Below are 25,700 nucleotides of genomic sequence, written 5' to 3'. Positions count from 1 at the left end.
GGGCGACCCTCCGCCGTGCGATCGCACGCACCGGACACCGCCGGACCCGCCCTCCGGGCGGACGGCGCCACTTTCGACACACACCCTAGGCTCTTCGCCATGACTACTGACTCGTTGCTCGGGCAGGCCCTCGTCGAGGAGGCCACCAAGAAGTCCGGCCTGGTCTGGGTGCGCGCCTCCGGCGCCGCCCGGGCGCTCTGGCACGTCTGGCACGAAGGCGCGGCGCTGCTCGTCGGCGGCCCCGGTGAGCAACCGCTCCCGGAGGGGCTGGCGGACGGCGTGCGGGCCGAGGTGACGGTGCGCAGCAAGGACAAGGGCGGCCGGATCGTCGCGTGGACCGCCGAGGTGGCCGATCTCGCCCCGCACTCCGAGGAGTGGGAGGCGGCGGTCGCGGAGCTCAAGGGGAAGCGGCTGAACGCGCCGGACGCCGAGCGGTTGACGGAGCGCTGGGCGGCCGGCTGCCGGGTGGTGCGGCTGACGCCGGTGGCGCACACCACCGAGCTGCCGGACGGCTCGCTCGCCGCCCGTCCGCTCGACACCCCTGCGATCACCCGGGAGCCGGTACCGGCCGGGCTGCCCCGGCTGCTGGCGAAGAGGCGCCGCCGCGCGGCCTGAGCGCGGCCGGCGCCGTACCGGCCGGACGCCCCGGACGTACGAACGCCTCAGCCGGAGTTCTTCGGCAGCTGGCCGCCGTAGTCGACGGTGTCGTCCTGCGGCGGGGCCGCCAGTTCGAAGGAGCGCCCCCAGTCCGCGAGGGTGACCGTGCCGCCCCCGCCGCCGCGCGCCACCCTGACGGGGTACGGGGTGCCCTTGAGTGCCACGTCGAGCGAGCCGCCTTCGCCCTTCCCGCCCAGGATCCGGATGGTGGGCACGCCGGTGATCTTGGCGCGGTCGCCCTTGTTGACGGTGCCGTGCAGGGACAGCAGCCCGTCGAGCAAGGTGTCCTTCTCGGTGAAGCCGCGCAGCCGCTTGTACGTGGGGTCGTCCTCGGGGACCTTGACGTACTTGCCGTCGAGCTTCTCGGCGGCTTCCGCGTCGTCGTCCTCGCCCTTGCCGTCCTGCGCGTCCCGCTCGGCGCTCCAGAAGGCGGCGTCCGCCTTGAGGTAGAGGTCGTCGCCGACCCGGAGCACGGCGAAGGTGTTCTCCTTCGAGGTGACGGAGCCGGTGCCGCCGTCGGCGTTGAGCCGCATGTCGAGGGTGTAGCTGCCGTCCTTGCTGATGAGGGTGCCCGCGAGGTGGACGGCGGTGGCGGCGTCGGCCGCGGCTCTGGCCCGGGTGTCGATCTCCGCGGCGGAGAGCTTGCCGATTCCGTTCGTGCCCTCGTCGGGGTCGTCGCCCGCGCAGGCGGTGAGGCCGAGGGCGAGTTGCGCCCCGAGCGCCACGGCGAGCGCGGTCCGGCGGGCCCGTACGGCGGGAGCGTAGGAGGTCACGCGCACTTGCCTCTCGTCATACGTGTGGGATGGCAAGCGGCAGCGTACCCGGGGTTCGGGCGCCGTCCGGAAGGGAGCCGTCCGGGCGTGCTCCGGGGCCGGTACGGAGCGGTACGCAGTGGTACGGGCTAGCCTGAATCCGGCATACCGGCGTCACCGGACGCCCCTGACGTGCCGTGAAATGACCACGTCAGGCATCGCACGCGGCAACCGGCACGGAAGGGGTGCGCAATGGCATCGGGCGCGCCCAGGGTCTTCGTCTCGCACCTCTCCGGAGTTCCGGTCTTCGATCCCAACGGCGACCAGGTCGGCCGGGTCCGCGACCTGGTGGCGATGCTGCGCGTCGGCGGCCGGCCGCCCCGGCTGCTCGGCATGGTGGTGGAGGTGGTCAGCCGGCGGCGCATCTTCCTGCCGATGACCCGGGTGACGGGCGTGGAGTCCGGCCAGGTCATCACCACCGGTGTGATCAACATGCGCCGCTTCGAACAGCGCCCCACCGAGCGCCTGGTGCTCGGGGAGTTCCTGGACCGGCGGGTGCGGCTCGCGGAGTCCGGCGAGGAGGTCACCATCCTCGACGTGGCCATCCACCAGCTGCCGGCCCGCCGCGACTGGGAGATCGACAAGTACTTCGTCCGCAAGGGGCGCGGTGGGGCGCTGCGTCGCAAGGGCGAGACGCTGACCGTCGAATGGTCGGCGGTCCGCGACTTCTCGCTGGAGGAGCACGGGCAGGGGGCCGAGAGCCTGGTCGCCACCTTCGAGCGGCTGCGCCCCGCCGACGTCGCCAACGCGATGCACCATCTGACGCCCAAGCGCCGGGCGGAGGTGGCCGCCGCCCTCGACGACGACCGGCTCGCCGACGTGCTGGAGGAGCTGCCGGAGGACGACCAGGTGGAGATCCTCGGCAAGCTCAAGGAGGAGCGCGCGGCGGACGTGCTGGAGGCGATGGACCCGGACGACGCGGCGGATCTCCTCTCCGAGCTGCCCGAGGAGGACAAGGAGCGGCTGCTGACGCTGATGCGCCCGGACGACGCGGCCGACGTGCGGCGGCTGATGAGTTACGAGGACCGGACGGCGGGCGGTCTGATGACGACCGAGCCGATCGTGCTGCGCCCGGACGCCACCGTCGCGGACGCGCTCGCCCGGGTGCGGCAGTCGGACCTCTCCCCCGCGCTCGCCGCCCAGGTGTACGTCTGCCGGTCGCCCGACGAGACGCCCACCGGCAAGTACCTCGGCACCGTCCACTTCCAGCGGCTGCTGCGGGACCCGCCGTTCGCGCTGGTCAGTTCGATCGTGGACAGCGACCTCGTGCCACTGCCGCCGCACACCCCGCTGGCGGTGGTCACCAGCTATCTGGCCGCGTACAACCTGGTCTCGGTGCCGGTGGTGGACGAGAGCGGCTCGCTGCTGGGCGCGGTGACCGTCGACGACGTGCTGGACCACCTGCTGCCGGAGGACTGGCGGGAGACCGACTTCCACGGCGAGGAGGGGATCGCCCGTGGCCGCTGAGGAGCGCGCGAAGGCGGCGTCCACCGGTTCGTCCGGGATGGTGCGCCCGCCCAGGTTCCGGCTGGACCAGCCGAAGGCGCCGCGCCGCCGGCTCCTTCCGGAGTACGACCCGGAGGCGTTCGGCCGGTTCTCGGAGCGGATCGCCCGCTTCCTGGGCACCGGGCGGTTCATCGTCTGGATGACGCTGATCATCGTCGTCTGGGTGCTCTGGAACATCTTCGCGCCGACCGCGCTGCGGTTCGACGAGTACCCGTTCATCTTCCTGACGCTGATGCTCTCGCTCCAGGCGTCGTACGCGGCGCCGCTGATCCTGCTCGCGCAGAACCGCCAGGACGACCGGGACCGGGTCACCCACGAGCAGGACCGCAAGCAGAACGAGCGGTCCATCGCCGACACCGAGTTCCTCACCCGGGAGATCGCGGCGCTGCGGATGGGGCTCGGCGAGGTCGCCACCCGCGACTGGATCCGCTCGGAGCTGGAGGACCTCATGAGGGATCTGGAGGACCGGCGCGTCCTCCTCCCGCACGAGAGTGACGAAGGCGACCGCTGAGGGGCTACCCGCGCGTAGCGTCGCGCGCCGTAACATCGTCGTATGGCTACGGAAGACGCGGTGCGCGAAGCACTGGCGACAGTGAACGACCCGGAGATCCACCGTCCGATCACCGAACTCGGCATGGTGAAATCGGTCGAGATCGATCCTGACGGTGTGGTGGCTGTCACGGTGTACCTCACGGTCTCCGGCTGCCCGATGCGCGAGACCATCACCAGGAACGTGACCGACGCGGTCGCCGCGGTGGAGGGCGTCTCGCGGGTCGAGGTCACCCTCGACGTGATGAGCGACGAGCAGCGCAAGGAGCTGGCGGGCGCGCTGCGCGGCGGCACCGCCGAGCGAGAGGTGCCCTTCGCCAAGCCGGGTTCGCTCACCCGTGTCTACGCGGTCGCGTCCGGCAAGGGCGGCGTCGGCAAGTCCTCGGTGACGGTCAACCTCGCGGCGGCGATGGCGGCCGACGGGCTGAAGGTCGGCGTCGTGGACGCGGACATCTACGGCCACAGCGTGCCCCGCATGCTCGGCGCGGACGGCAAGCCGACCCAGGTCGAGAACATGATCATGCCGCCGTCGGCGCACGGCGTGAAGGTCATCTCCATCGGCATGTTCACCCCGGGCAACGCCCCGGTGGTCTGGCGCGGCCCGATGCTGCACCGCGCGCTCCAGCAGTTCCTCGCCGACGTCTACTGGGGCGACCTCGACGTCCTCCTGCTCGACCTGCCGCCGGGCACCGGTGACATCGCGATCTCGGTGGCGCAGCTCGTGCCGAACGCCGAGATCCTCGTCGTCACCACCCCGCAGCAGGCGGCGGCCGAGGTCGCCGAGCGGGCCGGTTCGATCGCGGTGCAGACGCACCAGAAGATCGCCGGTGTCGTGGAGAACATGGCGGGCATGCCGTGCCCGCACTGCGACGAGATGGTCGACGTGTTCGGCAGCGGTGGCGGGCAGCGGGTGGCGGACGGTCTGACGAAGACGGTCGGCGCCGAGGTGCCGGTGCTCGGCTCGATCCCGATCGACGTACGGCTCCGCGAGGGCGGCGACGAGGGCAAGCCGGTCGTGCTCTCCGACCCCGACTCCCCCGCGGGCCGGGCGCTCCGCTCCATCGCGGAGAAGCTGGGTGGCCGTCAGCGCGGCCTGTCCGGCATGTCGCTGGGCATCACCCCGCGCAACAAGTTCTGAGACGGCGAAGGAGCCGGGCGGTCCGTTCTCCACGGACCGTCCGGCTCCTTCGTCGTGATGCGTACGGCTCAGGCGGCGTAGGTGGCGATGTCCTCGACGGCCGAGAAGCCCAGCCCGTACGCGCTCATCCCCCGCCCGTACGCGCCGAGGTGCACGCCCTTCGCGGATCCGGCCAGCACCCAGCCGAACTCGGACTCGCGGTAGTGGAACTCGACCGGTACGCCGTCCACCGGCAGCGAGAGCGTCGACCAGGGCGCCTCGTCCAGCTCGTCGGCGAGCTCGAACGCGATCTCCGTCTGCTGGTCGAGCCAGTCGTCGCGCAGGCCGTGGTCGAGCTGCTGCGGCCAGGTGCAGGCGAGCAGCCCGGAGCCGGCCAGCCAGGCGGCCGTGGACACCGTGGTGGCCTCCAGGGTCCCGGTTCCGTCGCCGCTGCCGCGTACGGGGCTGCTGGCCACGGTCACCACGACGGCGAACCGGTCCTTCTCGGGGCCCGCGTCCGGGCGTGCCAGCGGCTCGTCGCCGTGGCCGATCGCGCCGTGCTGGACGGCGCCGTCCGCCGCCCGGCCGACCGGGGTCAGCCGGCGCGGACCGGTGAACGCCTCGTCCAGCGCGTACCAGGGGAAGGACGCCTGCAGATAGCCGTCGACGACCGCAGGCCGGGCCGAGGGCACCCCCTCCGCCTCCGCGGTGTCCGTGCTGGGCGTGCCATCCGTGTCAACCCGACTCGTGGTCTCCATCTGCCCGGCCGCCTCCTCGATCTCAGATCCGGAGCGGCCCGCCCCCCGCGGGCTCGGGCATCCTCGCAACCGGACAGATGGAGAATAGCCATACCGTCCGGACGAGCCGGGATTGACGGGTCTCAGGTGGCGTCGGCGTCGAACGGCGGACGGTCGTCCTGAACGGCCGGAGCGGCCTTCTTCAGGGGGTCCGTCTTCGCCAGGGGGTCGGCTTTCGCCACGGGGGCGCCGGCCGGGGACTTCGTCAGCGCGCCGGCGTCGGCGCCCGCCGAGGCGACCGTCGCGGCCGCCGCGGAGGCCACGCTCTCGCGGCCGTGCACGGCGTCCGTCATGTCGGTGATCTCCTTGCGGAGGTCGAAGCTCTCGCGGATCTCCTTGAGCCCGAGGTCGTCCTCGCCGTCCATCAGCTGCTTGCGGATGAACGTCTTCGGGTTCAGGTCCTCGAACTCGAAGTCCTTGAACTGCGGGCCCAGCTCGGAGCGGATGTCTTCCTTGGCGCTGTCCGAGAACTCGCGGATCTTGCGGATCGTGCGCGTGATGTCCTGGATGACCTTCGGCAGCTTGTCCGGGCCGAAGACCAGGACGGCGAGAATCCCGAGAGTAAGCAGCTCAAGTGCGCCTATGTCGTTGAACACTTTGCCGCTCCTCGTGTGCTCCGCGTGTTCGTCGCGTGGTCTCCCACCGGCACGGCCGGAAAGTCCGGCCGTGCAAACGGTACCTGGCCAAGCTGTACGGACGGTACCTCGCGTGGACGTTCAGGTGCCGGTCACGGACCCCAGGGTCAAAGTCATGGACAGCTCTTTACCCCCGCGCGTGAGCCTCAGGTCGAGCCGGTCGCCGGGGCGGTGGGCGCGGATCTTCACGATGAGCTCCTCGCCGCTGTGGACGCGCACACCGTCCACCGCCGTGATGACGTCGCCCGGCCGGACGCCCGCCAGGTCGCCGGGGCCGCCCTCGGTGACGGCGGCGGAGCCGCCCGCGCCCTCGGTGTTCACCTTCGCGCCGTCGCCCAGGTACGCCATGTCGAGGGTGACGCCGATGACGGGGTGGGTGGCCTTGCCGGTGTTGATGAGTTCCTCGGCGACGCGCTTGCCCTGGTTGATCGGTATGGCGAACCCGAGGCCGATCGACCCCGCCTGGGCGCCGGTCTCGGAGGAGCCGGTGTCGGCGGCGCGGATGGCGCTGTTGATGCCGATCACCTGCGCCTGGGCGTCGAGGAGCGGGCCACCGGAGTTGCCGGGGTTGATGGGCGCGTCGGTCTGGAGGGCGTCGACGTAGCTGACGTCGGTGGCACCGGCCTCCTCGCCGCCCGAGGTGATCGGGCGCTGTTTGGCGCTGATGATCCCCGAGGTGACGGTGTTCGACAGGTCGTACGGGGCGCCGATGGCCACCACCGGGTCGCCGACCTCGACGTTGTCGGAGTTGCCGAGCGCCAGCGGCCTCAGCCCGGAGACCCCGCTGACCTTGACCACGGCCAGGTCGTAGCCGCTGTCCTTGCCGACCACCTCGGCGCGCGCGCTCTCGCCGCCGCTGAACGTCACGGTGATGTCGCCGGACGAACCGGCGGGCGCGACGACGTGGTTGTTGGTGAGGATGTGGCCCTGGTCGTCGAGGACGAACCCGGTGCCCGTGCCGGACTCCTCGGCGCCGCTGACGTGCAGGGTGACCACGCCCGGCAGGGCGCTCGCGGCGATCCCGGCGACGCTGTCCGGTGCCCTGCCGGCGGGCACACCGTCGGCCTGCGGGAGGTGGACGGTGGTGAGTCCGCCGTTCCGTTCGACGTACGCGCCGATTCCGCCGCCGACCACGCCCGCGACCAGGGCGAGGAGTACGGCCCCGACGAGCAGCGACCCGCGCCGCCCGCCCGGGCGCCCCGCCGCCGGGACGACCCCGGAGGTCACCGGCGCGGTCCGGATCAGCGGCTGCTGCGGGGAGCCCGCGGCCCACGGGTCGTAGTGCTGCCAGGGCGGCGTGCCGGGTGCCGCCGTGTGGGCCGTGTGGGCCGTGGGCGGCGCGTACGGACCGGGTGCGGGGGTGCCGTGGTGGACGGGGGTGCCGTGGCGGACCGGGGTGCCGTGCGGGATGCCCGGTACGGGGGTGCCGTGGGCGGGGGTCGTGGCGGGGTGCTGGACCGGCGGGGCGGGCGCCCAGGGGCCGGGGCCGCCGTAGGGCGGGGTGCCGTACTCGTCGGGCTCGTGCAACGGACGCGAGGCGCCGGGGGTACGGGGCCCGGGGACCTCCGGGACGGTGAGCCCGGGGAGCTCCCGGGCGGTGGGCCCGGGTGCGCCGGTCACCGGAGCGGCCGGTGCGTCGGCGGTCGGTGCGGGACCGTCGGCCACCGGTGCGGGTGCGTCGGCCACGGGTGAGGGGCCGTCGGCTGCCGGGACGCGCGCGTCGGCGACCGGTGCGGGTTCCGGTGCGAGGGGGGCGGGTCCCGTGGCGGGGCGGCTCCACCACTTCGGCTTCGGTCCGGTGGGCTTTCCCTCGTCCATGCTCTCCCCGCACATCCTCCGCACGCTCTCCCCGGAGCGCTCCGACCGGAATTCAACCAGGTTTTGGGGAGTCGGTGAGGGGCCGGCCCGTGCGGGCCCCGGGGGTTGCCGGTCCCGCGCCGGGCGTGACCGGCGCGGGGGAGGTCAGCGCAGCGCCTGCTGCGGTGACGGCAGGGCCGAGAGCGGCGTGACGGAGGCGGACGGGGACGGGGCGGCGGAGGACGGCGCCGGGGCCGACGGGGGCGGGGCGGCGGCTGTGCTGGTGGCGGACGCGCTGGCCCTCGGCTGCGCGGCCGCGGCGGGGAAGAGCGGTGCGAGGAGCGGGGACGCCGTGCGGGGGCATATCAGCGAGGCCAGCGAGACGTTCCGCGTCGGCTGCGCGGGCGCCTGCCCGGTCCCGAAGAGGGTGTCGGTGCCGGACAGGGTCGGCGAGGTGGCGGCGGTGAGCCCCACCGGCGCGGAGGACGCCGCGAAGGTGGAGGTGGAGGTGATGCCGGAACGGTCCTCCACGGAGAGGGCGCCGCCCTGGGCACTGCCCCGGCTGGCCGAGGCGATTCCGCTCGCCGCGCGCTCGTCGGCGTCGAGCGGGGTCGCCGCGGACCCGGCTCCCTCGGCACGCAGCGGAACGTCGAACGCGTCGTCCACCGGGATGGCCCCGCCCAGGGCGATCGCCGCCAGTGAGACGGCGCTGGCGGCCGCGAACGCGAACCGGCGGGCGCGCCACGGGGAGCGGTCGGCCTCGCGGGCCACCTCGTGTATGCGGAAGGCGGAACCGGCGGCGCCGCCGGGCAGCACGGAACCCGCCCCGTGCGCGGTGGGGAGGTAGCCGAAGCCGTCCAGCGGCGAGGGGGCCTTCTCCGTCCGCCGTCCGCCGGGGGGACGGCCACCGGGGAGGCGGTAGTCGTCGACGGGCCGGCCGTCGGGGCCGAAGGGCCCGCGTCCGAATCCGTCGTCGGCGCCGGTGCCCCCGGGGAGGCCCTGGAGGCGGGCGAGGAAGCCCTCGCTGGGTGAGGGGGGAGCCGTCTGCGCGAACACGGACTTGACCCGCCGTTGGGCGTCGGCTTCCGCCTTGCAGCGGGCGCAGGTGGCGAGGTGGGCCAGGACGCGTTCGCGGGCGTCGTGCTTGAGCTCGCCGTCGACCAGGGCGGCGAGCCGGTCCCCCAAGTGCTGCTCGGCAGGGGTGGGGCCTGTGGGGGTCACGTCGTTCCGCCCTCCCCCGCGAGGACCGCGCCCGCCAGGGAGCGCTGTTCGGCGCGGGCTTCGGGAGACCGGTGCTTGAGCGCCTTGCGCAGATGCGAACGGCCTCGGTGGATGCGGCTGCGCACGGTGCCCAGCTTGACGCCGAGGGTGGCCGCGATCTCCTCGTAGCTCAGTCCCTCGATGTCGCAGAGCACCACGGCGGCACGGAATTCGGGCGCGAGGGTGTCCAGCGCCTGCTGCACGTCCGCGTCGAAGTGGGTGTCGTTGAACGCCTGCTGCGGCGACGGCTCACGGCTGGGCAGCCGCTCGGCCGCGTCGTCTCCCAGGGAGTCGAAACGGATCCGCTGCTTGCGGCGGACCATGTCGAGGAAGAGGTTGGTGGTGATGCGGTGCAGCCAGCCCTCGAAGGTGCCGGGGGTGTAGGTCGACAGCGACCGGAAGACGCGGACGAACACCTCTTGGGTGAGGTCCTCCGCGTCGTGCTGGTTGCCCGTCAGCCGGTACGCGAGTCGGTACACGCGTCCGCTGTGGGTGCTGACGATCTCTTCCCATGAGGGCGGGGTCCACGCCGGGGATTCCGTGTCGGAGGCGAAGGTCGCGGTCGTTGCGGAATCGTTGGAAGAACGGTCAGCGTTGTTGGTCACGGATTTCGGCTCACCCGCCGACCTGAGAAAGCGCCGCAGCGCTCCTCCCCGATCCCCAGGCGCAGCCGCACCTCCCCTGTCGGCTCTGGTGGTGTCCAGTGGAGCCCCTACCATAGCCACCTCGCCCGTTAGCTCCGTATAAGCCTTTTTCGGAGGGGCCGGGCCATGCCCGGGGCCTGCTCTCGCCGGTCCGGCGGGCCCGATCCGCGGGCCCCCTTCGGGCGCTTTCCCCTCTCCCTCCCCAACGTCCGGTCCCATCTGCGGGTTCCCCTGCACAGCGGATACAGTCACCGTTGCGCCAACTACGGGGACAGGAGAGGGTCATTACCGCCAACCGGCAGACGAGCTGGGCGTTCGCCGACGCCTTTGTCCCCGAGGACGAGGCTCTGTACCTGGCCCGCGAGCGGGCCAGGTCGTTCGGGATCCACTCCGTCTCCCCCGGCACGGGTGCCGCACTGCGGCTGCTCGCCGCCGCGGCGGACGCCAAAGCGGTGGCGGAAATCGGCACCGGTACCGGCGTGTCCGGCATCTACCTGCTGAACGGGATGCGTCCGGACGGGGTGCTGACCACGGTCGATCCCGAGCCGGAGCGTCAGCAGTTCGCCCGTGAGGCGTTCCGCTCGGCGGGGTTCGCCACCAACCGGTCCCGCTTCATCCCCGGCCGCGCGCTGGACGTCCTGCCGCGCCTCGCGGACGGCGGGTACGACCTCGTCTTCTGCGACGGCGACCGGCTGGAGAGCCTGGAGTACCTGGCCGAATCGTTGCGTCTGCTCCGCCGGGGCGGGGTCGTCTGCTTCGAGGGGGTCTTCGCGGACGGCCGTACGGTCGACGCGGCGGCGCAGCCCGCGGAGGTCCAGCGCATCCGGGAGCTGCTGCGGGCGGTGCGGGAGAGCCAGGAGCTGATGTCCACGCTGCTGCCGGTCGGCGACGGGCTGCTCTGCGCGGTCCGCCGCGGCTGAGCCGGGCGCTCCGGATCAGCCGGAGGCCGCCGCTCGGCGTCGCGGGCCGTGCTCCCCTTCCGCCGCTCGTCCTCGCGGGCGCCGCGCACCCTTTTCGTATACGGCCCTGGACACGCTTCTGCCCCGGCACGGGAGACCGTGCCGGGGCAGAAGTGAAGTGTGGGCGCGCAGGAGGGTCAGCCGACAACCTTCTTGAGCGCGTCGCCGAGCGCGTCTGCCTCGTCCGGAGTCAGCTCGACAACGAGCCGACCGCCGCCTTCGAGCGGAACGCGCATGACGATGCCCCGCCCCTCCTTTGTCACCTCGAGCGGGCCGTCGCCCGTCCGCGGCTTCATGGCCGCCATGCTCGTTCCCCTTCCTGAAACCAGCTCAATCGCAACCGGCGGCCCCATGACAGGCGCTGCCTCACCGGCATCGAACACATTGCTTCCAGGTCATTATCCCGCATGCGACACCCCGATGACCAACATCGATCGGCATCGCTTGCGCAACGCACACCACCAAAACCACCCAATTCGGCGATCCGGCTGCGATACTTCGCCCCCTCGCGGCCCGAGGTGAGAGCCAATCGTTAGACGCAGGTCACATGTCGGCCCGGCGGGGCGTCGGCCATGCTTGCCTGGCGAAGCACCGAACCTGGACAGCGAGGGGACACCACCATGGCCGAGGAACTGGCGAGCACCGTGCTCTACGAGGTGAGCGACGGGCTGGCGACGATCACCCTCAACCGGCCGGACGCGATGAACGCCATGAACACGGCGGCCAAGGTCGCTCTGCGGGACGCGCTGCGCGCCGCCGCCGCCGACTCCTCGGTGCGCGCCGTCCTCCTCACGGCCACCGGGCGCGCCTTCTGCGTCGGCCAGGACCTGAAGGAGCACGTCGCCTCGCTGGTGACCGCGCAGGAGACGGGCAGCGGCAACGCGCTGAGCACGGTGGGCGAGCACTACAACCCGATCGTGCTCGCCCTCACCGAGATGGAGAAGCCGGTCGTGGCCGGGGTGAACGGGGTCGCCGCCGGGGCCGGATTCGGCTTCGCGCTCGCCGCCGACTACCGGGTGGTCGCCGACACCGCTTCCTTCAACACCTCGTTCGCGGGGGTCGCGCTGACCGCCGACTCCGGGATGTCCTGGACGCTGCCCCGGCTGATCGGGCCGAGCCGCGCCGCGGACCTGCTGCTCTTCCCGCGGTCGATCACGGCGGCCGAGGCGTACGGGCTGGGCCTGGTCAACCGGGTCGTCCCGGCGGCCGACCTCGCGGCCGAGGCCGCGTCGGTGGCGCGCGCGCTGGCGGACGGGCCGACCGTGGCCTACGCGGCGCTGAAGGCGTCGATGGCGTACGGCGCGGGGCACACCCTGGCCGAGACGCTGGAGAAGGAGGACGAGCTCCAGACGAAGGCGGGCGCCTCGCAGGACCACACCATCGCGGTGAAGGCGTTCCTCGCCAAGGAGAAGCCGCGCTACCTCGGCAAGTGAGACCGGTTCCGGCCGCCGCGTGCCGAGCGGCCGGGAGGCCGGTGTCAGCCGGTGGCGCCCCGCGCCACGCAGTCGGCGAGGTGGTCGTCCACCAGGCCGCACGCCTGCATCAGGGCGTGCGCGGTGGTCGGGCCGACGAAGCGTACGGACCGCTTCTTGAGCGCCTTGGCGAGCGCGGTGGACTCCGGGGTGACGGCCGCCACGTCCCCGAGCTTCCGGGGGGCGGGCCGGGTGGCCGGGTCGGGGGCGTACGACCAGATCAGTCCGTCCAGCTCGCCGGGGGCCCACTCGGCGAGCACCCGGGCGTTGGCGAGGGTGGCGTCGATCTTGGCGCGGTTGCGGATGATGCCGGCGTCGGCGAGGAGGCGTTCCTTGTCGGCGTCGGTGAACCGTGCGACCTCGGCGATCTCGAACCCGGCGAAGGCGGCGCGGAAGCCCTCCCGTCGGCGCAGGATCGTCAGCCAGGACAGGCCGGACTGGAACGCCTCCAGGCAGAGGCGTTCGAAGAGCGCGTCGTCGCCGTGGACCGGGCGGCCCCACTCGGTGTCGTGGTAGGCGAGGTAGTCCTCGGTGCTGAGGCCCCAGGGGCAGCGCAGCCTGCCGTCCGGGCCCGGTTCGGCTCCGCCGCTCATCGGGTCTCTCCGTCCTCGTCGTCGGGCTTGTGGCCGGTGGGCCGCTTGTGGAGGTCGGGGCCGGGCGCGCCCTGCGCGAGGGCTCCGGCGAGCGCCGACTCCAGGTCGGCGATCCGGGCGTCGCGCTCGGCCAGCTCGGCCGCGACCCGGTCGAGCGCCTCGTCGACGTCGGCCATGCGGTAGCCGCGTACGGCCATCGGCAGCCGGAGGTGCTCTATGTCGGCGGTGACCAGGGGCCGGGTCGCCGGCAGCGGATCGGAGGGGACCTCGGGCGCGGTGTCCTGGAGCACCGTGCGGTCGCCCCCACCGACCACGGCAAGGGTGACCGCGGCGACGACCACGACCATCGCGAGCAGCAGGAACAAGAACACGTGCGCCTCCCCAGAGGGCGGGAATCAGTCCGGGTCCGATCGTGCCATGCGGCAGTGACAGCGGAGGCCGACGGTTAGGGTCTCTCGTCTGGATCATGCCGCATCGGGGCGGTCGGGGTGCGGGGTCCGGCGCAAGCGATCTACGAGGAGGAACACGGGATGCGAAGCGGTCCACTCAGGCTGGGACGGCGGGAATTCGGTCCGCGCGAACCGGTGATCATGGCAATCGTGAACCGGACCCCCGACTCCTTCTACGACCAGGGCGCCACGTTCCGGGACGAGCCGGCGCTCGCCCGGGTCGAGCAGGCGGTCGCGGAGGGCGCCGCGATCATCGACATCGGCGGCGTGAAGGCGGGACCGGGCGAGGAGGTGTCCGCCGAGGAGGAGGCGCGGCGGACGGTCGGGTTCGTCGCGGAGGTCCGCCGCCGCCACCCGGACGTGGTGATCAGCGTGGACACCTGGCGGCACGACGTGGGCGAGGCGGTGTGCGAGGCCGGCGCCGACGTGCTGAACGACGCGTGGGGCGGGGTGGACCCGAAGCTGGCGGAGGTCGCGGCCCGGTTCGGCGCGGGGCTGGTCTGCACCCACGCGGGCGGCGCGGAGCCGCGTACCCGCCCGCACCGGGTGGAGTACGAGGACGTGATGGCGGACATCCTGCGGGTCACCCTGGGGCTGGCCGAGCGGGCGGTGGAGCTGGGGGTGCGGCGGGACGGGATCATGATCGATCCCGGTCACGACTTCGGGAAGAACACCCGGCACTCCCTGGAGGCCACCCGGCGCCTCGACGAGATGACGGCGACCGGCTGGCCGGTGCTGGTCTCGCTCTCCAACAAGGACTTCGTGGGCGAGACCCTGGACCGCCCGGTGAAGGAGCGGGTGATCGGGACGCTGGCGACCACGGCGGTGTCGGCGTGGCTGGGGGCCCAGGTGTACCGGGTGCACGAGGTGGCGGAGACCCGTCAGGTGCTGGACATGGTCGCGTCGATCGCCGGTCACCGGCCGCCCGCGGTGGCGCGGCGCGGGCTGGCGTAGCGCGCCGGGGGCCCGGTCACCCGGCCCGGGCGGGTCGGGTGACCGGTGGCGTACCGAAAGCCCCGGGGGACCTCATGAGCCCGGCGGCGCACCGGAGGGCCGGCGGGAAGGGTCAGGCACGGCCTACCGGCCGACCTCCTTCGTCACCAGGGCCACCGCCTCGTCCACGTCGTCGGTGACGTGGAACAGCAGCAGGTCCTTCTCGGACGCCTTGCCCTGGGCGACCACGGTGTTCCGGAGCCAGTCGACGAGACCGCTCCAGTAGGCGGAGCCGAAGAGCACGATCGGGAACCGGGTGACCTTGCCGGTCTGCACGAGGGTCAGCGCCTCGAAGAGTTCGTCCAGGGTGCCGAGGCCGCCGGGGAGGACGACGAAGCCCTGGGCATACTTGACAAACATCGTTTTTCGGACAAAAAAGTAACGGAAGTTGACGCCGATGTCGACGTGCGGGTTCAGCCCGGACTCGAAGGGCAGCTCGATGCCGAGTCCGACCGAGATCCCCTTCGCCTCCCTGGCGCCCTTGTTGGCGGCCTCCATCGCGCCGGGGCCGCCGCCGGTGATGACGGCGAAGCCCGCGTCGACGAGCGCCCGGCCGATGCGTACCCCGGCGTCGTAGTCCGGGGTGTCCACCGCGGTGCGGGCGGAGCCGAAGACGCTGATCGCGCTGGGCAGCTCGGCGAGTGCCCCGAACCCTTCGACGAACTCGGACTGGATGCGCATGACCCGCCAGGGGTCGGTGTGCACCCATTCCGAGTCGTCCTCGGAGTCCAGCAACCGCTGATCGGTCGTGCCGGGCTGTACCTGCTCCCTGCGGCGCAGCACCGGGCCGAGCCGCTGTTCCTCGGGCCTGACCGCCCCCTCGGGAATCTCAGCGTGCTCGGGAATCCGCGCGTCCTCCGGGTTGCCCATGACCTGCTCCCTCCACCGACCTGCGTTGTGGCTGTTCCCCGTCAGCCTAGATCGGTCGAGGTTACGGGCGGGGTAATGCCGTGGGTCAGCTGGTGAGCCAGGAGCGCAGGCGTTCCTCGCAGTGGGTGATGCGTGCGGTCGCCACGTGTTCGTCGCGCTTGTGGGCGTAGAGCGCGTCTCCGGGACCGTAGTTGACGGCGGGGACGCCGAGGTCGCCGAAGCGGGAGACGTCGGTCCAGCCGAACTTGGGCTGGGCGGTGCCGCCGACGGCCGCCATGAACGCCTTCGCCGCCGGGTGCGAGAGGCCCGGCATGGCGGCGGTGGAGTGGTCGTCCACGGTGAACCCGGTGACCGGGCAGTCGGCGAAGACCTCGCGGACGTGCGCGAGGGCCTCCTCGGCGGTGCGGTCGGGGGCGTAGCGGTAGTTGACGGTGACGGTGCAGGCGTCCGGGATCACGTTGGTGGCGACGCCGCCTTCGATCTTCACCGCGTTGAGGCCCTCGCGGTATTCGAGGCCGTCGATGACCGGGCGGCGCGGTTCGTACGCGGCGAGCGCCGCGAGGATCGGGGTGGCGGCGTGGATGGCGTTGGACCCCATCCAGCTGCGGGCGGAGTGGGCGCGTTCGCCCTCGGTGTGCAGGATGACGCGCAGGGTGCCCTGGCAGCCGCCCTCGACCTGGGCGTCGGAGGGCTCCAGGAGGACGGCGAAGTCGCCTTCCAGCCAGTCGGGGTGGGCGTCGGCGACGTGGCCGAGGCCGTTGAGGTGGGCGGCGACCTCTTCGTTGTCGTAGAAGACGAAGGTCAGGTCGCGGTTGGGCTCGGGGACGGTCGCGGCGATCCGCAGCTGGACGGCGACCCCGGACTTCATGTCGGAGGTGCCGCAGCCCCAGAGGATGCCGTTCTCGTCGAGCCGGGAGGGCACGTTGTCGGCGATCGGCACGGTGTCGATGTGACCGGCCAGGACGACGCGTTCGGGGCGGCCGAGGTGGGTGCGGGCGACCACGTTGTTGCCGTGCCGGTCGACGGTCAGGTGCGGCAGTGCGCGCAGCGCCGCCTCGATGGCGTCCGCCAGGTCCTTCTCCTCCCCGCTCACCGACGGGAAGTCGACGAGCCGGGCGGTGAGTGCGGGTGCGTCCAGAGCGAGGTCAAGCGTGCGTTCGGCCATGGCTCCGACCCTATTACTCCGGAGGGCACGGCCTCGCCGGGGGACGCCGGCGGACATCGGGGACGTTCCGGGCGGGAGCTCTGGCGTGCAGCACGGATCTCGGCCCCGCCCGTACCCTCCAGTACGGTATGCCCGTGCCTCGGACGACACTCTCCTCCCCCACCGGCCACCGCTCCGGCCGCCGCCGCCTCTACCAGGTGCTGGCGGCGTTCGTCGTGCTCGCGGCGCTGGCCGGTTATCTCGCGGTGCAGTACCTCTCCGGCAGCAAGGACCTGCTGACCGGCTGCGAGGTGCGCTACGACGACGGCACGAAGGACGCCGCGGAGAGTACGTACGAGATGGGCGCCGACCAGGCCGCCAGCGCGGCGACGATCGCCGCCGTGGGGGTCGCGCGCGGGATGCCGGAGCGGGCCGTGGCCATCGCGCTGGCGACCGCGATTCAGGAGTCGCAGCTGCGCAACATCGACTACGGCGACCGGGATTCCCTCGGCCTCTTCCAGCAGCGCCCCTCGCAGGGCTGGGGCACCTCGGAGCAGATCCAGGACCCGGTGTACGCGTCCGGGAAGTTCTACGAGCACCTCGCGAAGATCCGCGGCTACCAGGACCTGCCGCTGACGGAGGCGGCGCAGCGCGTGCAGCGCAGCGGTTACCCGGAGGCGTACGCGCAGCACGAGCCGGACGCGCTGCTCCTGGCGTCCGCGCTGACCGGGCGGATGCCCGCCGCGCTCAACTGCGCGGCGCCGGTCACCGCGACGGCCGCCGCGCCGGGCGATCCGGACCGGCTCCGCACCGAGCTGGTACGGGACTTCGGCAAGGGGGTCCTGCCGACCGAGGAGTCCGCGGGTCCGGCGGCGACGCGCACGGTCGCGGTGCCGGTTCCGGAGGGCGCGACGGACGGGGCGGATGCGGCCGACGGGGCGGATGCGGCCGACGGGGCGGAGGCGACCGACGGGGCCGACAAGGCTGACTCCTCCGCGGTGACGACGGGTGCGCGGCGGGGCTGGTCGGTGGCGCTCTGGGGGGTCGCCCGCTCCGGCGAACTCGGCATCGACGAGATCCGTTACGCGGGCCGGGTGTGGACCCCGGGCACGGGGTGGCGCGCGGACGCGGCGGGATCGAAGGAAGCGACGAAACCGGCGGATGCGGCAGATTCAGACACCGGCGAGGTCCGGATGCGCCTCGCACAGTAGCGCGGCCGATCCCCCGCAGGGGCCATCCCGGGCGTCTGCCGACGGGGCGCCCGGGTACCCGCCCGGAGCATCTGACGGGCGTCCCGTTTCCCTTGTGGCGCAAGGGAAGAGACGGTACTCCGGGCGGCCCGGACTTCCGTGCCCGGACCCTGCGTCCGGGGTGCGGATTATCCGACGCATTGCCGACTCTTTACCTCGGACCACCGCAACCTCCCCCGCCCCCGGCGCAGTTGATCAGTCCGTCCGGAACGCCGGACGAGCACTGCCGAACTTCCCGCCGAAGGAGCATCATGTCCCTCCCCCTGACCCGCCGTATCGCCCGCGCCGCCCTGCTGATCGCCGCCGCCGCTCCGGTGATCGGCGCGGCCGGTGCCGCGAACGCCGCGGGTCTCCCGCAGACGCCGGACCTGGGCGGCCTGACCAAGCTGGACAGCACGCACCTGAGCAGCACCCTCGACAGCACCGCCCAGCAGGGCGCGAAGACGCTGAACGAGACGGGCGGCAAGCTGGTCGGCACGGCCGTCCCGGTCGCCGCGAAGACGGTGAACCAGGCGGGCGAGCTGGTCGCCCCCGAGGCGAAGGAGAAGGCCGGCAAGACCACCGGTCAGACGGCCGAGGTCCTCGGTGGCGCCGCCAACAAGGCGACCGGCGGCTCGCTGCCCGTCGAGCAGCTCGCGGGGGCCCTGCCGCTCGGCGGCTGAACCGGCCGCGCACCCGCAGGAGACGACGCCGAGGGGCCACGGGACCGAATCCCGTGGCCCCTCGGCGTCGTCAAGCCGTCAGGCCGGCAAGCGGTTCAGGCGGTTCAGGCGGTTCAGGCGGTCAGCCGCTTCACGGCCGCCGCGACCCGCTCGTCGGTCGCCGTGAACGCGACCCGCACGAAGCGGTCTCCGGCCGGGCCGTAGAACTCGCCGGGCGCCACGAGGATGCCGAGTCCGGCCAGGTACGCGACGGTGTCCCAGCAGGGTTCGTCGCGGGTCACCCAGAGGTAGAGGCTCGCCTCGCTGTGCTCGACGCGGAAGCCGTGGCCCTCCAGGGCCGTGCGCAGCGCCGCGCGCCGGTCGGCGTAGCGGGCGCGCTGTTCGGCGACGTGGGTGTCGTCGGCGAGGGCCGCCGCGGTGGCCGCCTGTACCGGGGCGGGGGTCATCATGCCGCCGTGCTTGCGGATCTGGAGCAGTTCGCCGAGGACGGCCGGGTCGCCCGCGATGAACGCCGCCCGGTATCCGGCCAGGTTGGACCGCTTGGAGAGCGAGTGGACGGCGACGAGGCCGTCGAACGAGCCGCCGCTGACGTCCGGGTGGAGCACCGAGACCGGTTCGGCCTCCCAGCCGAGTTCCAGGTAGCACTCGTCGCTGACGACCAGGATGTCGTGGGCGCGGGCCCAGGCGACGATCCGGGTGAGTTCCTCGCCGGAGAGCACGCGGCCGGTCGGGTTGGACGGGGAGTTCAGCCAGAGCAGCTTGAGCCCGGCCGGGTCGAGCGTGGTCGGGTCGTCGTAGGTGACGGCTTCCGCGCCGCAGAGCCGGGCGCCGATCTCGTACGTCGGGTAGGCGAGCGCCGGGAAGGCGACCTTGTCGCCGGGGCCCAGGCCGAGCTGGGTCGGCAGCCAGGCCACGAGCTCCTTGGAGCCGACGACCGGCAGGACGTGGTGGTGGGTGACGCCCGTCGCGCCGAGGCGCCGCTCCACCCAGCCGCTGAGCGCGTCCCTCAGCTCCGCCGTCCCCCAGACCGTCGGATAGCCGGGGCTGTCGGCCGCCGCGGCGAGCGCCTTCCGGATCACCTCGGGCACCGGGTCGACGGGGGTGCCGATGGACAGGTCCACGATGCCGTCCGGGTGGGCTTCGGCGGTGGCCTTGTGGGGTGCCAGGCGGTCCCAGGGAAATTCCGGGAGGCGGGAGGAGAGTGCTGAGGACACGGAACTCTGCTTTCTCGTACGGGCGAAAACACCTCGGTCCCGCACGGTGACGAGCCGTACGGGACCGGGCGCCACATCTGCGGCCGCGTGGTGCTGGGTGCGGCGCGGCTGGGGCGGTTTGTTACTGGTTCTGGGGCGGCAGCGCGGCCACGAAGGCGTGGTCGCGCTCGATGAGCCCCAGCTTGGAGGCGCCACCGGGCGAGCCGAGGTCGTCGAAGAACTCGACGTTCGCCTTGTAGTAGTCCTTCCACTCCTCGGGGGTGTCGTCCTCGTAGAAGATGGCCTCGACCGGACAGACCGGCTCACAGGCGCCGCAGTCGACACACTCGTCGGGGTGGATGTACAAGGACCGCTGGCCCTCGTAGATGCAGTCGACGGGGCACTCTTCGATGCAGGCCTTGTCCTTTACGTCGACACAAGGCTGCGCGATGACGTAGGTCACGCTGTCGTTCCTCCTCGGTAGGGCGTTGGCTCTCGCGCGGGAGCGCGGCGTCGATGATGCCCTCACCTAGTATCTCCGTAGTTCAGCACGATCCGAACAGGAGGGGCGGTAGGAGCCGTGGAATTCACCGTCGGCGGACGCCTTGAGGTCCGTATTACCCAGGCTGATGTGGGAAAACGCGTGTCCGTCCGCCGTCGTTGCGAGGGTGGCGCCGAAGGCGCGGGGTTCACGGACACGGTCGGAGTTCTCACATCCTGGGACTCGGGCGTGCTCCGGATCACACCCAGGAGTGGACAGGGCGTCCACATCGCGGAATCCACGCTCGTCGCCGGCAAGGTCGTTCCGCCCGCACCGGCACGCCGGCCCGGTCCCGCGGCCACGTTCGCGGAACTCACCCGGGTGACGGCCCGCGCCTGGCAGCCGGTGGAGCGCGAGGCGCTGGGCGCGTGGGAGCTGCGCGCCGCGAGCGGCTTCACCCGTCGCGCCAACTCGGTCCTGCCGCTGGGCGATCCGGGGATGCCGGTCGCCGACGCGCTGGCGCACGCGACGCGGTGGTACGCGGAGCGCGGCCTGCCCGCCTACGTCCAGGCCGGAACCGGGGCCGCCGACAGCCAGGAGGCGCTCTGCGCCGAGCTGGAGGATCTCGGCTGGCGGCGCGAGGTCTCCGCCGGGGTGCGGATCGGCGCGCTGGCCCCCGTCGGTGACCAGGACGCGGACGTCTCCCGGGTGCTGCTCGACCGGACGGCCGACGCCCGGTGGCTGGAGCGCTACCACCGCGCCGGAGCGGACTCGGTTCCGATGCTCCGGGTGCTGTCCCAGGGCCCGTCGGTCTGGTTCGCGACCGTGCCGGGCGACGACCCGGCGGGCGCGCCCGCCGCGATCGGCCGGTGCGTGGTGGACGGCCGGTGGGCCGGCTTCGGGGCGATAGAGGTGAACCCGGAATACCGGCGCCGGGGCCTGGCCACCACGGTGATGACCGCGCTGGCGCGTACCGCGCTGGCGGAGGGCGCCTCGGCGGCCTGGCTCCAGGTGGAGGAGGACAACGCCGGGGCGATCGCCCTGTACGACCGGATGGGCTTCGTGACCCACCACCGGTACCACCACTTCCGTTCCGCGTAGGGCGTGTTCCGAAAAGTGGCGCCGTCCGCCCGGAGGGCGGGTCCGGCGGCGCCCGGTGCGTGCGATCGCAAGGCGGAGGGGCACCCCGATACTGGATGTGTCGGGGTGATCCCGACAACGCGGCGAGCGTGCGTGCCGGACGCCGCCGGACAGCCGGAACTTTCGGAACACGCCCTGACGGCACGGGCGTTCGGAGCGGTGGAACAGGTGACAGACGTGGACCCCGTGGACGACGGATCGGCCTCCGAGGACTTCTCCATGGCCGGGCGGCGGGCGCGGTTCGCCGAGGAGGCCCGCTCCGAACGGCCGGATCTCGCGCTGCTCTGCCTGCTGGTGGGCGCGGAGGCGATGCCCGAGCCACCGCCCGGGTCCCCCGATCCGTACGGCATCGACGCGGCGCAGATCGAGCTGGACCGGCTGGCCGGGCTTCTCCCGCACGGCCTGGCCACCCCGCTGGACTGGGCGACGGCGCTGGGCGAACTGCTCGGCGGCCGTTACGGCTTCTGCGGCGCCTCCCCCGACTACCAGCGGCTGGAGTCGTCCCTCCTCCAGCAGGTGCTGCACCGCCGCCGGGGGTTGCCGATCCTGCTCTCCGTGGTGTGGATGGAGGTGGCGCGGCGGGCGGGCGCCCCGGTCCACGGGGTCGCGCTGCCGGGCCATTTCGTGGTCGGTTTCGGCGATCCGGCCGAGCACGTGCTGGCCGATCCGTTCGCCGGGGGCGCGGTCCTGACCGGCGAGGACGCCGAGTTGATGGTGGCGGGTTCGACCGGGGTGCCGCTGCGGGGGTCGCTGCCGACGCCCGCCCGGCCACAGGCGATCGTGCTGCGCATCCTCAACAACATCCGCGCCTGGGCCTCGACCCGCCCCGAGCGCTCCGACGTGGCGCTGTGGGCGGTCGAGCTGTCGCTCCTGCTCCCCTCCCATCCGGCGCGCCTGCGGTACGAGCGCGCTCAACTCCTCGTCCAGCGCGGAGACTTCGTGCGCGGGGCGGCGGAGATGGAGGAGTACGCGGACGTCATCGGCGGCATCGAGCCGGCGGCGGCGGAGTCGATACGGAATGCGGCCCGGGCGGCCCGGGCCCGGCTGAACTGATCCACCCGGCGGCCCGCCGCGCGTCGCCGGAGGACTGAGGCGCGGACGGGGCGGTTCACGCGTCCCCGCCGTCCCGCCCCAGTTCGCAGTAGAGGTCGCGGAAGGCGGCGGCGAGGGAGGCGACCGTGCGCCAGTACGCGTAGGCGGCGAGGTCCGGGGTGCCCGGATCGGGCCGCACCGCGACGTCGAGGTGACGGTAGGCGGCGCGGAACAGCAGCCGGACGGCTCCCCGGTCCGGCTCGTCGTGTCCGTACTCGTCCGCGCTCATCAGCTTCCGCAGGTGGGCGACGAGTTCGTCCGTACCGGCGTTGACGACGCTCCGCGGCGGCACGCCCGCCCGGTCCGCCCTCGCGTGCTCGATGGCGTCGGCGATCGCGTCCACGTCGATGCCCGGGTCCCTCGGTCGGACGTCCGGTGCGGTGCTGCTGTTCATCGGTCCTCCTGGCGGCCGCCCGGTCTTCCCGCCCGCCGGCCGCCGGTGGACGGGGGCGGGTCAAGCGGTGTCCGGTTGTACGGAAATCGAACCGCATCCGCCCTCGCGCGGGGGGTGTGACGCCCCGCCCGGCTGATCAAAGTGGTCAAAGATCGACAGGCCTCGCCCAGGACCGGTCCCGGATCGCCTCGACACGGGTGACGTGCGGAAATCCGCCCCCTGACGGCCCGGGGCCGTGGCTACGTTGAGCCCGTCCGAGCGCCGGGGCTCCTGGCCATCGGCCCCCGGGCACCGGGCGTCGAGCACCAGGGGATGCGATGACACGTACGCGGAACGAGCAGTTGGCCCGTCTCCTGGGCGAGGCCGGCTGGTCGCGCGCCCAGGCGGCGAGCGCCTTCAACCGGGCGGCGGCGGAGGGCAGGCGCCCGGACGATCCGGGCGGTCCGCTGATCGGGCGCTCGCACGTCTCCATGTGGGTGGGCGGCACCCGGCCGTCCGGATCGGCCCCCGCCGTCCTCGCGCTGGCCCTGTCCCGGCGGCTGAAACGTGTCGTCACCGTCGCCGAGATGGGGTTCGCCACCCCGGCCGGCCCGGGAGGCCCGGCCGGCCCGGCGCCGCTCGGGCCGCCCGCCGACGCCCTGGCCGTCCTGGCGGACCTCGGGCGGGTCGACCTCCACCCGGACCGCCGGAACCTGCTGGCCGGGATCGTGTACTCCACGGCGGTCCTCGCGACCCCTTCCGGCGACCGCCCGCCGTCGCCCGTCGCGCTCCCCCCGCACCCGCCCGAGCGGATCTCCAACCACCTCCGGGTGGCCCAGGGCGACGTGGCGATCGTCCGCGAACTCACCCTCGCCTTCTCGGCTGTGGACCAGCGGCGCGGCGGCGGGCACGGCCGCACCGCCCTGGTGCAGTACCTGCACACCGATGTACGCGATCTGATGCACGGCCGGTACGCGCACGAGCGGGTACGCCGGGAGATGGAGTCGGCGGCGGCCGAACTCGCCTATCTCTCCGGGTGGATGGCCTTCGACAGCGGCGAGAACCCGCTCGCCCAGCGCTACTTCACCCTCGGGCTCCAGCTAGCCGGACAGGCCGAGGACCATCCGCTCAGCGGCCATATCCTGCGCGCGATGGCCCACCAGGCCCTGGATCTGGGGCACTACGACAACGCGCTCGCCCTCGCCGAGGCGTCCGTACAGGACCGCCGCTACACCGGGGCGACCCCGCGCGAACGGGCACTGCTCGGCGTGGTGCACGCCCGGGCCCTCGCGGCGGCGGGCCGCACCCACGGCGCGGTGAAGGCGCTGCTGCGCGCGGAGAACGATCTGGCCGCCGCCGACGCGGGGGTGCCCGAGCCGCACCGGACGTTCTTCTTCGGTGAGGCGTCCCTCGCCCACGAGACGGCCCGCACCCTGGAGGTGCTCGGCGACCGCAAGGGCGCGATCCGCGAGTTCGGCCGCTCGGTACGCACCCGGGGCGCGGCCTTCCGCCGCACCCACGCGGTGACCCTGGGGCACCTGGGGGCGGCCCAGATGGCGGACGGGCGGGTCGAGGAGGCCTGCGCCACGTGGGGCGGGCTGCTGGACTCCATGGAGGAGGGCATCCAGTCGGGCCGGGCGGAGCAGGCGGTCGTCCAGGCGCGGCGCCTGCTGTCGCCGCTGCGCCACCGCCGCATTCCGTGGGTGACGGCGGTGGCCGAGCGCGCCAACAGGCATCTGTCGAAGCTACATTGACGGCTGGGGTCTCTCGTTGGGATCGGTCTCTCGTCGGGATCGGGCTGGGGGTACGGGCATGGCGGACGCACTGGGCATCGAGCCGATCGGGACCGTGGTCGGGGGGCGCCGGGAGGTGGCCGACGACCACTGGGGCGGCGTCGAGGCGGTGATCCGGCTGCGGCCGGACTTCCCGCCGGAGGTCGTACGCGGGCTGGAGGAGTTCTCCCACCTCGTGGTCGTCTGGCACTTCGACCGGGCCGACCCCGGTGACGTGGCCCTGCACGCGAGGAGCCCCCGGAACAACCCGGCGTGGCCGCCCACCGGCACCTTCGCCCACCGCAACCACCGCCGCCCCAACCAACTCGCCACCAGCTTCCCCCGGTTGCTCGGGGTGGACGGCCTCGATCTGCGGGTGGCCGACCTCGACGCGGTGGACGGCACGCCGGTCTACGACCTGGCCCCCTGGTTCACCGCGATGGGCCCCCGGGGCCCGGTCCACGAGCCGGCCTGGCCGGGCGAGATGCTCGCGGCGTACTGGGCCGGGGCCGAGGAGGACCGTACGAACGGGGCCTGAGGGTGACGTCGGACCAGGTCAGGGCTGCCGCGACGGTCGAACCAGTGACGCGGGGCCACGGTGAACCTTCCGCTGCACGGTGGGACGGCCGGGGAACGGCGCCGCGTGCGCGGGCGGCCTCTCCCCGCCGCCAGGAGTCGTCCAAGGTGACGCCGGGGAGGCGGAGTTCGGTCCGCTCCGGCGTCGGCTCCGGCGCCGGCAGAAGTAGTGGGACTGGGGAACGGGGTGGTGCGAGCGGCACCGGGAGGGGCCGCCCGGACACGATACGGCGGCAGCCCGCCCGGCCGCCAGGCGTGACAGCCTCGTGACGGCACAGCCCACCACTGGCGCACCCTCAAGGAGACGGCAGGCGTTTTCAGCGCAGGAGGAGACCGATGGCGACCGCCAGGCGTTCGAGATAGAAATCCCGGGAGGGGGCCTGGTGCTTGAGTCCGATCGATGCGCTGATCATCGTCCGGGCGACCGGGAGGGCCGTCTCTCGTCCTGACTCGGCGGCGATCGCGTCCGTGATCAGTTCCTCGAAGCGTCGCGGCATGGTCTCGACGATCTCTCCGAGGAGGTCGGGATGGCCCTCGACGACCGTCGCCACATCGCTCGCCAGCGGGCCGATGTAGCGGCCCGCCCACTGGTCGAACGCCTCGACGAGGCGCTCCGGAAGGGAGCGGCCGCTGTCGGCCAGGACCTGTTCGACCGCGGTGATGTCGCGGTCCAGAGCCTGGGCGACCGCGGCACGGAACAGAGTCTCCTTCCCGGAGAAGAGGAAGTAGAGCCCGGGCCGGGAGATGTGTGCCGCCCGCGCCACCTCCTCCATCGAGGTCTTCCGGTAACCGAATCGCGCGAACGTGGCCATGGCGGACTCCAGAACCATGGTTCGACGGTCGGGTTCAGCGACTGTCGACGGCGGGAGGCCGGCGTCGGGACTGCTCATGGAGAGAGCATAAGAGC

Annotated in this window: 28 protein-coding genes; 13 read left to right on the top strand and 15 right to left on the bottom strand. The window is 72.9% G+C overall.

Features of this window, described 5'->3' with window-relative positions; all coding sequences use genetic code 11:
* Nucleotides 1–99: 99 nt before the first annotated feature.
* Nucleotides 100–615, top strand: coding sequence for a hypothetical protein (locus OG599_RS22805; RefSeq protein ID WP_327177833.1), 516 nt, complete (start codon nucleotides 100–102; stop codon nucleotides 613–615).
* Between the two features lie 47 nt (nucleotides 616–662).
* Here the strand turns inward: OG599_RS22805 and OG599_RS22800 are convergent, their stop codons facing one another.
* Nucleotides 663–1,430: a hypothetical protein gene (locus tag OG599_RS22800; protein ID WP_327177832.1), complete on the bottom strand. Its 768-nt coding sequence runs from the start codon at nucleotides 1,428–1,430 to the stop codon at nucleotides 663–665.
* Between the two features lie 231 nt (nucleotides 1,431–1,661).
* Between OG599_RS22800 and OG599_RS22795 the strand changes: the two genes are divergently transcribed.
* Genes OG599_RS22795 through OG599_RS22785 form a run of 3 tightly spaced genes read left to right on the top strand, consistent with a single transcriptional unit; the run spans nucleotide 1,662 to nucleotide 4,662 of the window.
* A complete protein-coding gene (locus OG599_RS22795) occupies nucleotides 1,662–2,936 on the top strand; it encodes a magnesium transporter MgtE N-terminal domain-containing protein (RefSeq protein WP_327177831.1) in 1,275 nt (424 codons plus the stop codon).
* Nucleotides 2,926–3,486: a DUF1003 domain-containing protein gene (locus OG599_RS22790; RefSeq protein WP_327177830.1), complete on the top strand. Its 561-nt coding sequence runs from the start codon at nucleotides 2,926–2,928 to the stop codon at nucleotides 3,484–3,486. The genes OG599_RS22795 and OG599_RS22790 overlap by 11 nt, the downstream gene beginning before the upstream one ends.
* 42 nt (nucleotides 3,487–3,528) lie before the next feature.
* Nucleotides 3,529–4,662, top strand: a complete 1,134-nt coding sequence (locus OG599_RS22785) for an Mrp/NBP35 family ATP-binding protein (RefSeq protein WP_327177829.1) — start codon at nucleotides 3,529–3,531, stop codon at nucleotides 4,660–4,662.
* Nucleotides 4,663–4,730: 68 nt separating this feature from the next.
* Here the strand turns inward: OG599_RS22785 and OG599_RS22780 are convergent, their stop codons facing one another.
* The 5 genes from OG599_RS22780 to sigE form a co-directional block, all read right to left on the bottom strand.
* Nucleotides 4,731–5,399, bottom strand: a complete 669-nt coding sequence (locus OG599_RS22780) for a hypothetical protein (RefSeq protein ID WP_327177828.1) — start codon at nucleotides 5,397–5,399, stop codon at nucleotides 4,731–4,733.
* A gap of 122 nt (nucleotides 5,400–5,521) precedes the next feature.
* Nucleotides 5,522–6,034, bottom strand: a complete 513-nt coding sequence (locus tag OG599_RS22775) for a sec-independent translocase (RefSeq protein WP_327177827.1) — start codon at nucleotides 6,032–6,034, stop codon at nucleotides 5,522–5,524.
* A 120-nt stretch (nucleotides 6,035–6,154) separates the two neighbouring features.
* Nucleotides 6,155–7,891: a S1C family serine protease gene (locus OG599_RS22770; protein ID WP_327177826.1), complete on the bottom strand. Its 1,737-nt coding sequence runs from the start codon at nucleotides 7,889–7,891 to the stop codon at nucleotides 6,155–6,157.
* A 144-nt stretch (nucleotides 7,892–8,035) separates the two neighbouring features.
* On the bottom strand, nucleotides 8,036–9,091 hold the full coding sequence (locus OG599_RS22765) for a zf-HC2 domain-containing protein (protein ID WP_327177825.1): 1,056 nt from the start codon (nucleotides 9,089–9,091) through the stop codon (nucleotides 8,036–8,038).
* The gene (gene sigE, locus OG599_RS22760) at nucleotides 9,088–9,849 is read right to left on the bottom strand and encodes an RNA polymerase sigma factor SigE (protein ID WP_266708773.1); all 762 of its coding nucleotides are present in this window, start codon (nucleotides 9,847–9,849) and stop codon (nucleotides 9,088–9,090) included. The genes OG599_RS22765 and sigE overlap by 4 nt, the downstream gene beginning before the upstream one ends.
* Before the next feature lie 179 nt (nucleotides 9,850–10,028).
* Between sigE and OG599_RS22755 the strand changes: the two genes are divergently transcribed.
* Nucleotides 10,029–10,694, top strand: a complete 666-nt coding sequence (locus OG599_RS22755) for an O-methyltransferase (RefSeq protein ID WP_327177824.1) — start codon at nucleotides 10,029–10,031, stop codon at nucleotides 10,692–10,694.
* Nucleotides 10,695–10,870: 176 nt separating this feature from the next.
* Here OG599_RS22755 and OG599_RS22750 read toward each other — a convergent pair whose 3' ends face one another.
* Nucleotides 10,871–11,038 carry a DUF3117 domain-containing protein gene (locus tag OG599_RS22750; protein WP_003966491.1) on the bottom strand — a complete coding sequence of 56 codons (168 nt, stop codon included), beginning with the start codon at nucleotides 11,036–11,038 and terminating at the stop codon, nucleotides 10,871–10,873.
* 315 nt (nucleotides 11,039–11,353) lie between these two features.
* Here OG599_RS22750 and OG599_RS22745 point away from each other — a divergent pair, with 315 nt between their 5' ends.
* A complete protein-coding gene (locus OG599_RS22745) occupies nucleotides 11,354–12,166 on the top strand; it encodes an enoyl-CoA hydratase/isomerase family protein (RefSeq protein ID WP_327177823.1) in 813 nt (270 codons plus the stop codon).
* Nucleotides 12,167–12,210: 44 nt separating this feature from the next.
* Here the strand turns inward: OG599_RS22745 and OG599_RS22740 are convergent, their stop codons facing one another.
* Both OG599_RS22740 and OG599_RS22735 read right to left on the bottom strand, forming a co-directional pair.
* Complete coding sequence (locus OG599_RS22740) at nucleotides 12,211–12,798, bottom strand: DNA-3-methyladenine glycosylase I (RefSeq protein ID WP_327177822.1); 588 nt, start codon at nucleotides 12,796–12,798, stop codon at nucleotides 12,211–12,213.
* Nucleotides 12,795–13,169 carry a DivIVA domain-containing protein gene (locus OG599_RS22735; protein ID WP_327177821.1) on the bottom strand — a complete coding sequence of 125 codons (375 nt, stop codon included), beginning with the start codon at nucleotides 13,167–13,169 and terminating at the stop codon, nucleotides 12,795–12,797. Before OG599_RS22735 ends, OG599_RS22740 begins: the two co-directional genes overlap by 4 nt.
* Nucleotides 13,170–13,328: 159 nt before the next feature.
* On the opposite strand from OG599_RS22735, the gene folP reads away from it, so the two are divergent.
* The gene (gene folP / locus OG599_RS22730; RefSeq protein ID WP_327177820.1) at nucleotides 13,329–14,201 is read left to right on the top strand and encodes a dihydropteroate synthase; all 873 of its coding nucleotides are present in this window, start codon (nucleotides 13,329–13,331) and stop codon (nucleotides 14,199–14,201) included.
* A gap of 123 nt (nucleotides 14,202–14,324) precedes the next feature.
* Here the strand turns inward: folP and OG599_RS22725 are convergent, their stop codons facing one another.
* Nucleotides 14,325–15,110, bottom strand: coding sequence for a TIGR00730 family Rossman fold protein (locus OG599_RS22725; protein ID WP_327177819.1), 786 nt, complete (start codon nucleotides 15,108–15,110; stop codon nucleotides 14,325–14,327).
* 85 nt (nucleotides 15,111–15,195) lie between these two features.
* Nucleotides 15,196–16,275, bottom strand: a complete 1,080-nt coding sequence (gene dapE / locus OG599_RS22720; RefSeq protein WP_327177818.1) for a succinyl-diaminopimelate desuccinylase — start codon at nucleotides 16,273–16,275, stop codon at nucleotides 15,196–15,198.
* A gap of 128 nt (nucleotides 16,276–16,403) precedes the next feature.
* Between dapE and OG599_RS22715 the strand changes: the two genes are divergently transcribed.
* Together OG599_RS22715 and OG599_RS22710 are read left to right on the top strand one after the other, a co-directional pair.
* Complete coding sequence (locus OG599_RS22715; RefSeq protein WP_327177817.1) at nucleotides 16,404–17,465, top strand: hypothetical protein; 1,062 nt, start codon at nucleotides 16,404–16,406, stop codon at nucleotides 17,463–17,465.
* A gap of 290 nt (nucleotides 17,466–17,755) precedes the next feature.
* Nucleotides 17,756–18,166, top strand: coding sequence for an ATP-binding protein (locus OG599_RS22710; RefSeq protein WP_327177816.1), 411 nt, complete (start codon nucleotides 17,756–17,758; stop codon nucleotides 18,164–18,166).
* A 113-nt stretch (nucleotides 18,167–18,279) separates the two neighbouring features.
* Here OG599_RS22710 and dapC read toward each other — a convergent pair whose 3' ends face one another.
* Nucleotides 18,280–19,380: a succinyldiaminopimelate transaminase gene (gene dapC / locus OG599_RS22705; protein ID WP_327177815.1), complete on the bottom strand. Its 1,101-nt coding sequence runs from the start codon at nucleotides 19,378–19,380 to the stop codon at nucleotides 18,280–18,282.
* 121 nt (nucleotides 19,381–19,501) lie between these two features.
* Nucleotides 19,502–19,822: a ferredoxin gene (fdxA, locus tag OG599_RS22700; RefSeq protein ID WP_065490770.1), complete on the bottom strand. Its 321-nt coding sequence runs from the start codon at nucleotides 19,820–19,822 to the stop codon at nucleotides 19,502–19,504.
* A gap of 117 nt (nucleotides 19,823–19,939) precedes the next feature.
* On the opposite strand from fdxA, the gene OG599_RS22695 reads away from it, so the two are divergent.
* Both OG599_RS22695 and OG599_RS22690 read left to right on the top strand, forming a co-directional pair.
* Nucleotides 19,940–20,941, top strand: coding sequence for a GNAT family N-acetyltransferase (locus OG599_RS22695; RefSeq protein WP_327177814.1), 1,002 nt, complete (start codon nucleotides 19,940–19,942; stop codon nucleotides 20,939–20,941).
* A gap of 258 nt (nucleotides 20,942–21,199) precedes the next feature.
* Complete coding sequence (locus OG599_RS22690) at nucleotides 21,200–22,033, top strand: transglutaminase-like domain-containing protein (protein WP_327180149.1); 834 nt, start codon at nucleotides 21,200–21,202, stop codon at nucleotides 22,031–22,033.
* Nucleotides 22,034–22,088: 55 nt separating this feature from the next.
* Here the strand turns inward: OG599_RS22690 and OG599_RS22685 are convergent, their stop codons facing one another.
* Nucleotides 22,089–22,466, bottom strand: coding sequence for a hypothetical protein (locus OG599_RS22685; RefSeq protein WP_327177813.1), 378 nt, complete (start codon nucleotides 22,464–22,466; stop codon nucleotides 22,089–22,091).
* Between the two features lie 317 nt (nucleotides 22,467–22,783).
* Between OG599_RS22685 and OG599_RS22680 the strand changes: the two genes are divergently transcribed.
* Both OG599_RS22680 and OG599_RS22675 read left to right on the top strand, forming a co-directional pair.
* Entirely contained in the window at nucleotides 22,784–24,199 is a 1,416-nt protein-coding gene (locus OG599_RS22680; protein ID WP_327177812.1) for a Tat pathway signal protein, read from the top strand.
* A gap of 58 nt (nucleotides 24,200–24,257) precedes the next feature.
* Nucleotides 24,258–24,755, top strand: coding sequence for an SAM-dependent methyltransferase (locus OG599_RS22675; protein ID WP_327177811.1), 498 nt, complete (start codon nucleotides 24,258–24,260; stop codon nucleotides 24,753–24,755).
* 355 nt (nucleotides 24,756–25,110) lie between these two features.
* On the opposite strand, the gene OG599_RS22670 is transcribed toward OG599_RS22675, so the two are convergent.
* The gene (locus OG599_RS22670; protein ID WP_327177810.1) at nucleotides 25,111–25,623 is read right to left on the bottom strand and encodes a TetR/AcrR family transcriptional regulator; all 513 of its coding nucleotides are present in this window, start codon (nucleotides 25,621–25,623) and stop codon (nucleotides 25,111–25,113) included.
* Nucleotides 25,624–25,700 lie beyond the last annotated feature (77 nt).

The organism is Streptomyces sp. NBC_01335 (assembly GCF_035953295.1).
Taxonomy (GTDB): Bacteria; Actinomycetota; Actinomycetes; order Streptomycetales; family Streptomycetaceae; genus Streptomyces.
The sequence above is the reverse complement of the archived record's forward strand: the minus strand, read 5'-3'. Positions and strand labels throughout refer to the sequence as shown.

Excerpts from the sequence above, each read along its gene's own strand:
- OG599_RS22805 (WP_327177833.1), top strand. The coding sequence starts at position 100 with ATGACTACTGACTCGTTGCTCGGGCAGGCCCTCGTCGAGGAGGCCACC.
- OG599_RS22795 (WP_327177831.1), top strand. The coding sequence starts at position 1,662 with ATGGCATCGGGCGCGCCCAGGGTCTTCGTCTCGCACCTCTCCGGAGTT.
- OG599_RS22785 (WP_327177829.1), top strand. The coding sequence starts at position 3,529 with ATGGCTACGGAAGACGCGGTGCGCGAAGCACTGGCGACAGTGAACGAC.
- OG599_RS22780 (WP_327177828.1), bottom strand. The coding sequence starts at position 5,399 with ATGGAGACCACGAGTCGGGTTGACACGGATGGCACGCCCAGCACGGAC.
- OG599_RS22770 (WP_327177826.1), bottom strand. The coding sequence starts at position 7,891 with ATGGACGAGGGAAAGCCCACCGGACCGAAGCCGAAGTGGTGGAGCCGC.
- sigE (WP_266708773.1), bottom strand. The coding sequence starts at position 9,849 with ATGGTAGGGGCTCCACTGGACACCACCAGAGCCGACAGGGGAGGTGCG.
- OG599_RS22750 (WP_003966491.1), bottom strand. The coding sequence starts at position 11,038 with ATGGCGGCCATGAAGCCGCGGACGGGCGACGGCCCGCTCGAGGTGACA.
- OG599_RS22745 (WP_327177823.1), top strand. The coding sequence starts at position 11,354 with ATGGCCGAGGAACTGGCGAGCACCGTGCTCTACGAGGTGAGCGACGGG.
- OG599_RS22740 (WP_327177822.1), bottom strand. The coding sequence starts at position 12,798 with ATGAGCGGCGGAGCCGAACCGGGCCCGGACGGCAGGCTGCGCTGCCCC.
- folP (WP_327177820.1), top strand. The coding sequence starts at position 13,329 with ATGCGAAGCGGTCCACTCAGGCTGGGACGGCGGGAATTCGGTCCGCGC.
- OG599_RS22725 (WP_327177819.1), bottom strand. The coding sequence starts at position 15,110 with ATGGGCAACCCGGAGGACGCGCGGATTCCCGAGCACGCTGAGATTCCC.
- dapE (WP_327177818.1), bottom strand. The coding sequence starts at position 16,275 with ATGGCCGAACGCACGCTTGACCTCGCTCTGGACGCACCCGCACTCACC.
- OG599_RS22715 (WP_327177817.1), top strand. The coding sequence starts at position 16,404 with ATGCCCGTGCCTCGGACGACACTCTCCTCCCCCACCGGCCACCGCTCC.
- OG599_RS22710 (WP_327177816.1), top strand. The coding sequence starts at position 17,756 with ATGTCCCTCCCCCTGACCCGCCGTATCGCCCGCGCCGCCCTGCTGATC.
- OG599_RS22690 (WP_327180149.1), top strand. The coding sequence starts at position 21,200 with ATGGCCGGGCGGCGGGCGCGGTTCGCCGAGGAGGCCCGCTCCGAACGG.
- OG599_RS22685 (WP_327177813.1), bottom strand. The coding sequence starts at position 22,466 with ATGAACAGCAGCACCGCACCGGACGTCCGACCGAGGGACCCGGGCATC.
- OG599_RS22680 (WP_327177812.1), top strand. The coding sequence starts at position 22,784 with ATGACACGTACGCGGAACGAGCAGTTGGCCCGTCTCCTGGGCGAGGCC.
- OG599_RS22675 (WP_327177811.1), top strand. The coding sequence starts at position 24,258 with ATGGCGGACGCACTGGGCATCGAGCCGATCGGGACCGTGGTCGGGGGG.
- OG599_RS22670 (WP_327177810.1), bottom strand. The coding sequence starts at position 25,623 with ATGGTTCTGGAGTCCGCCATGGCCACGTTCGCGCGATTCGGTTACCGG.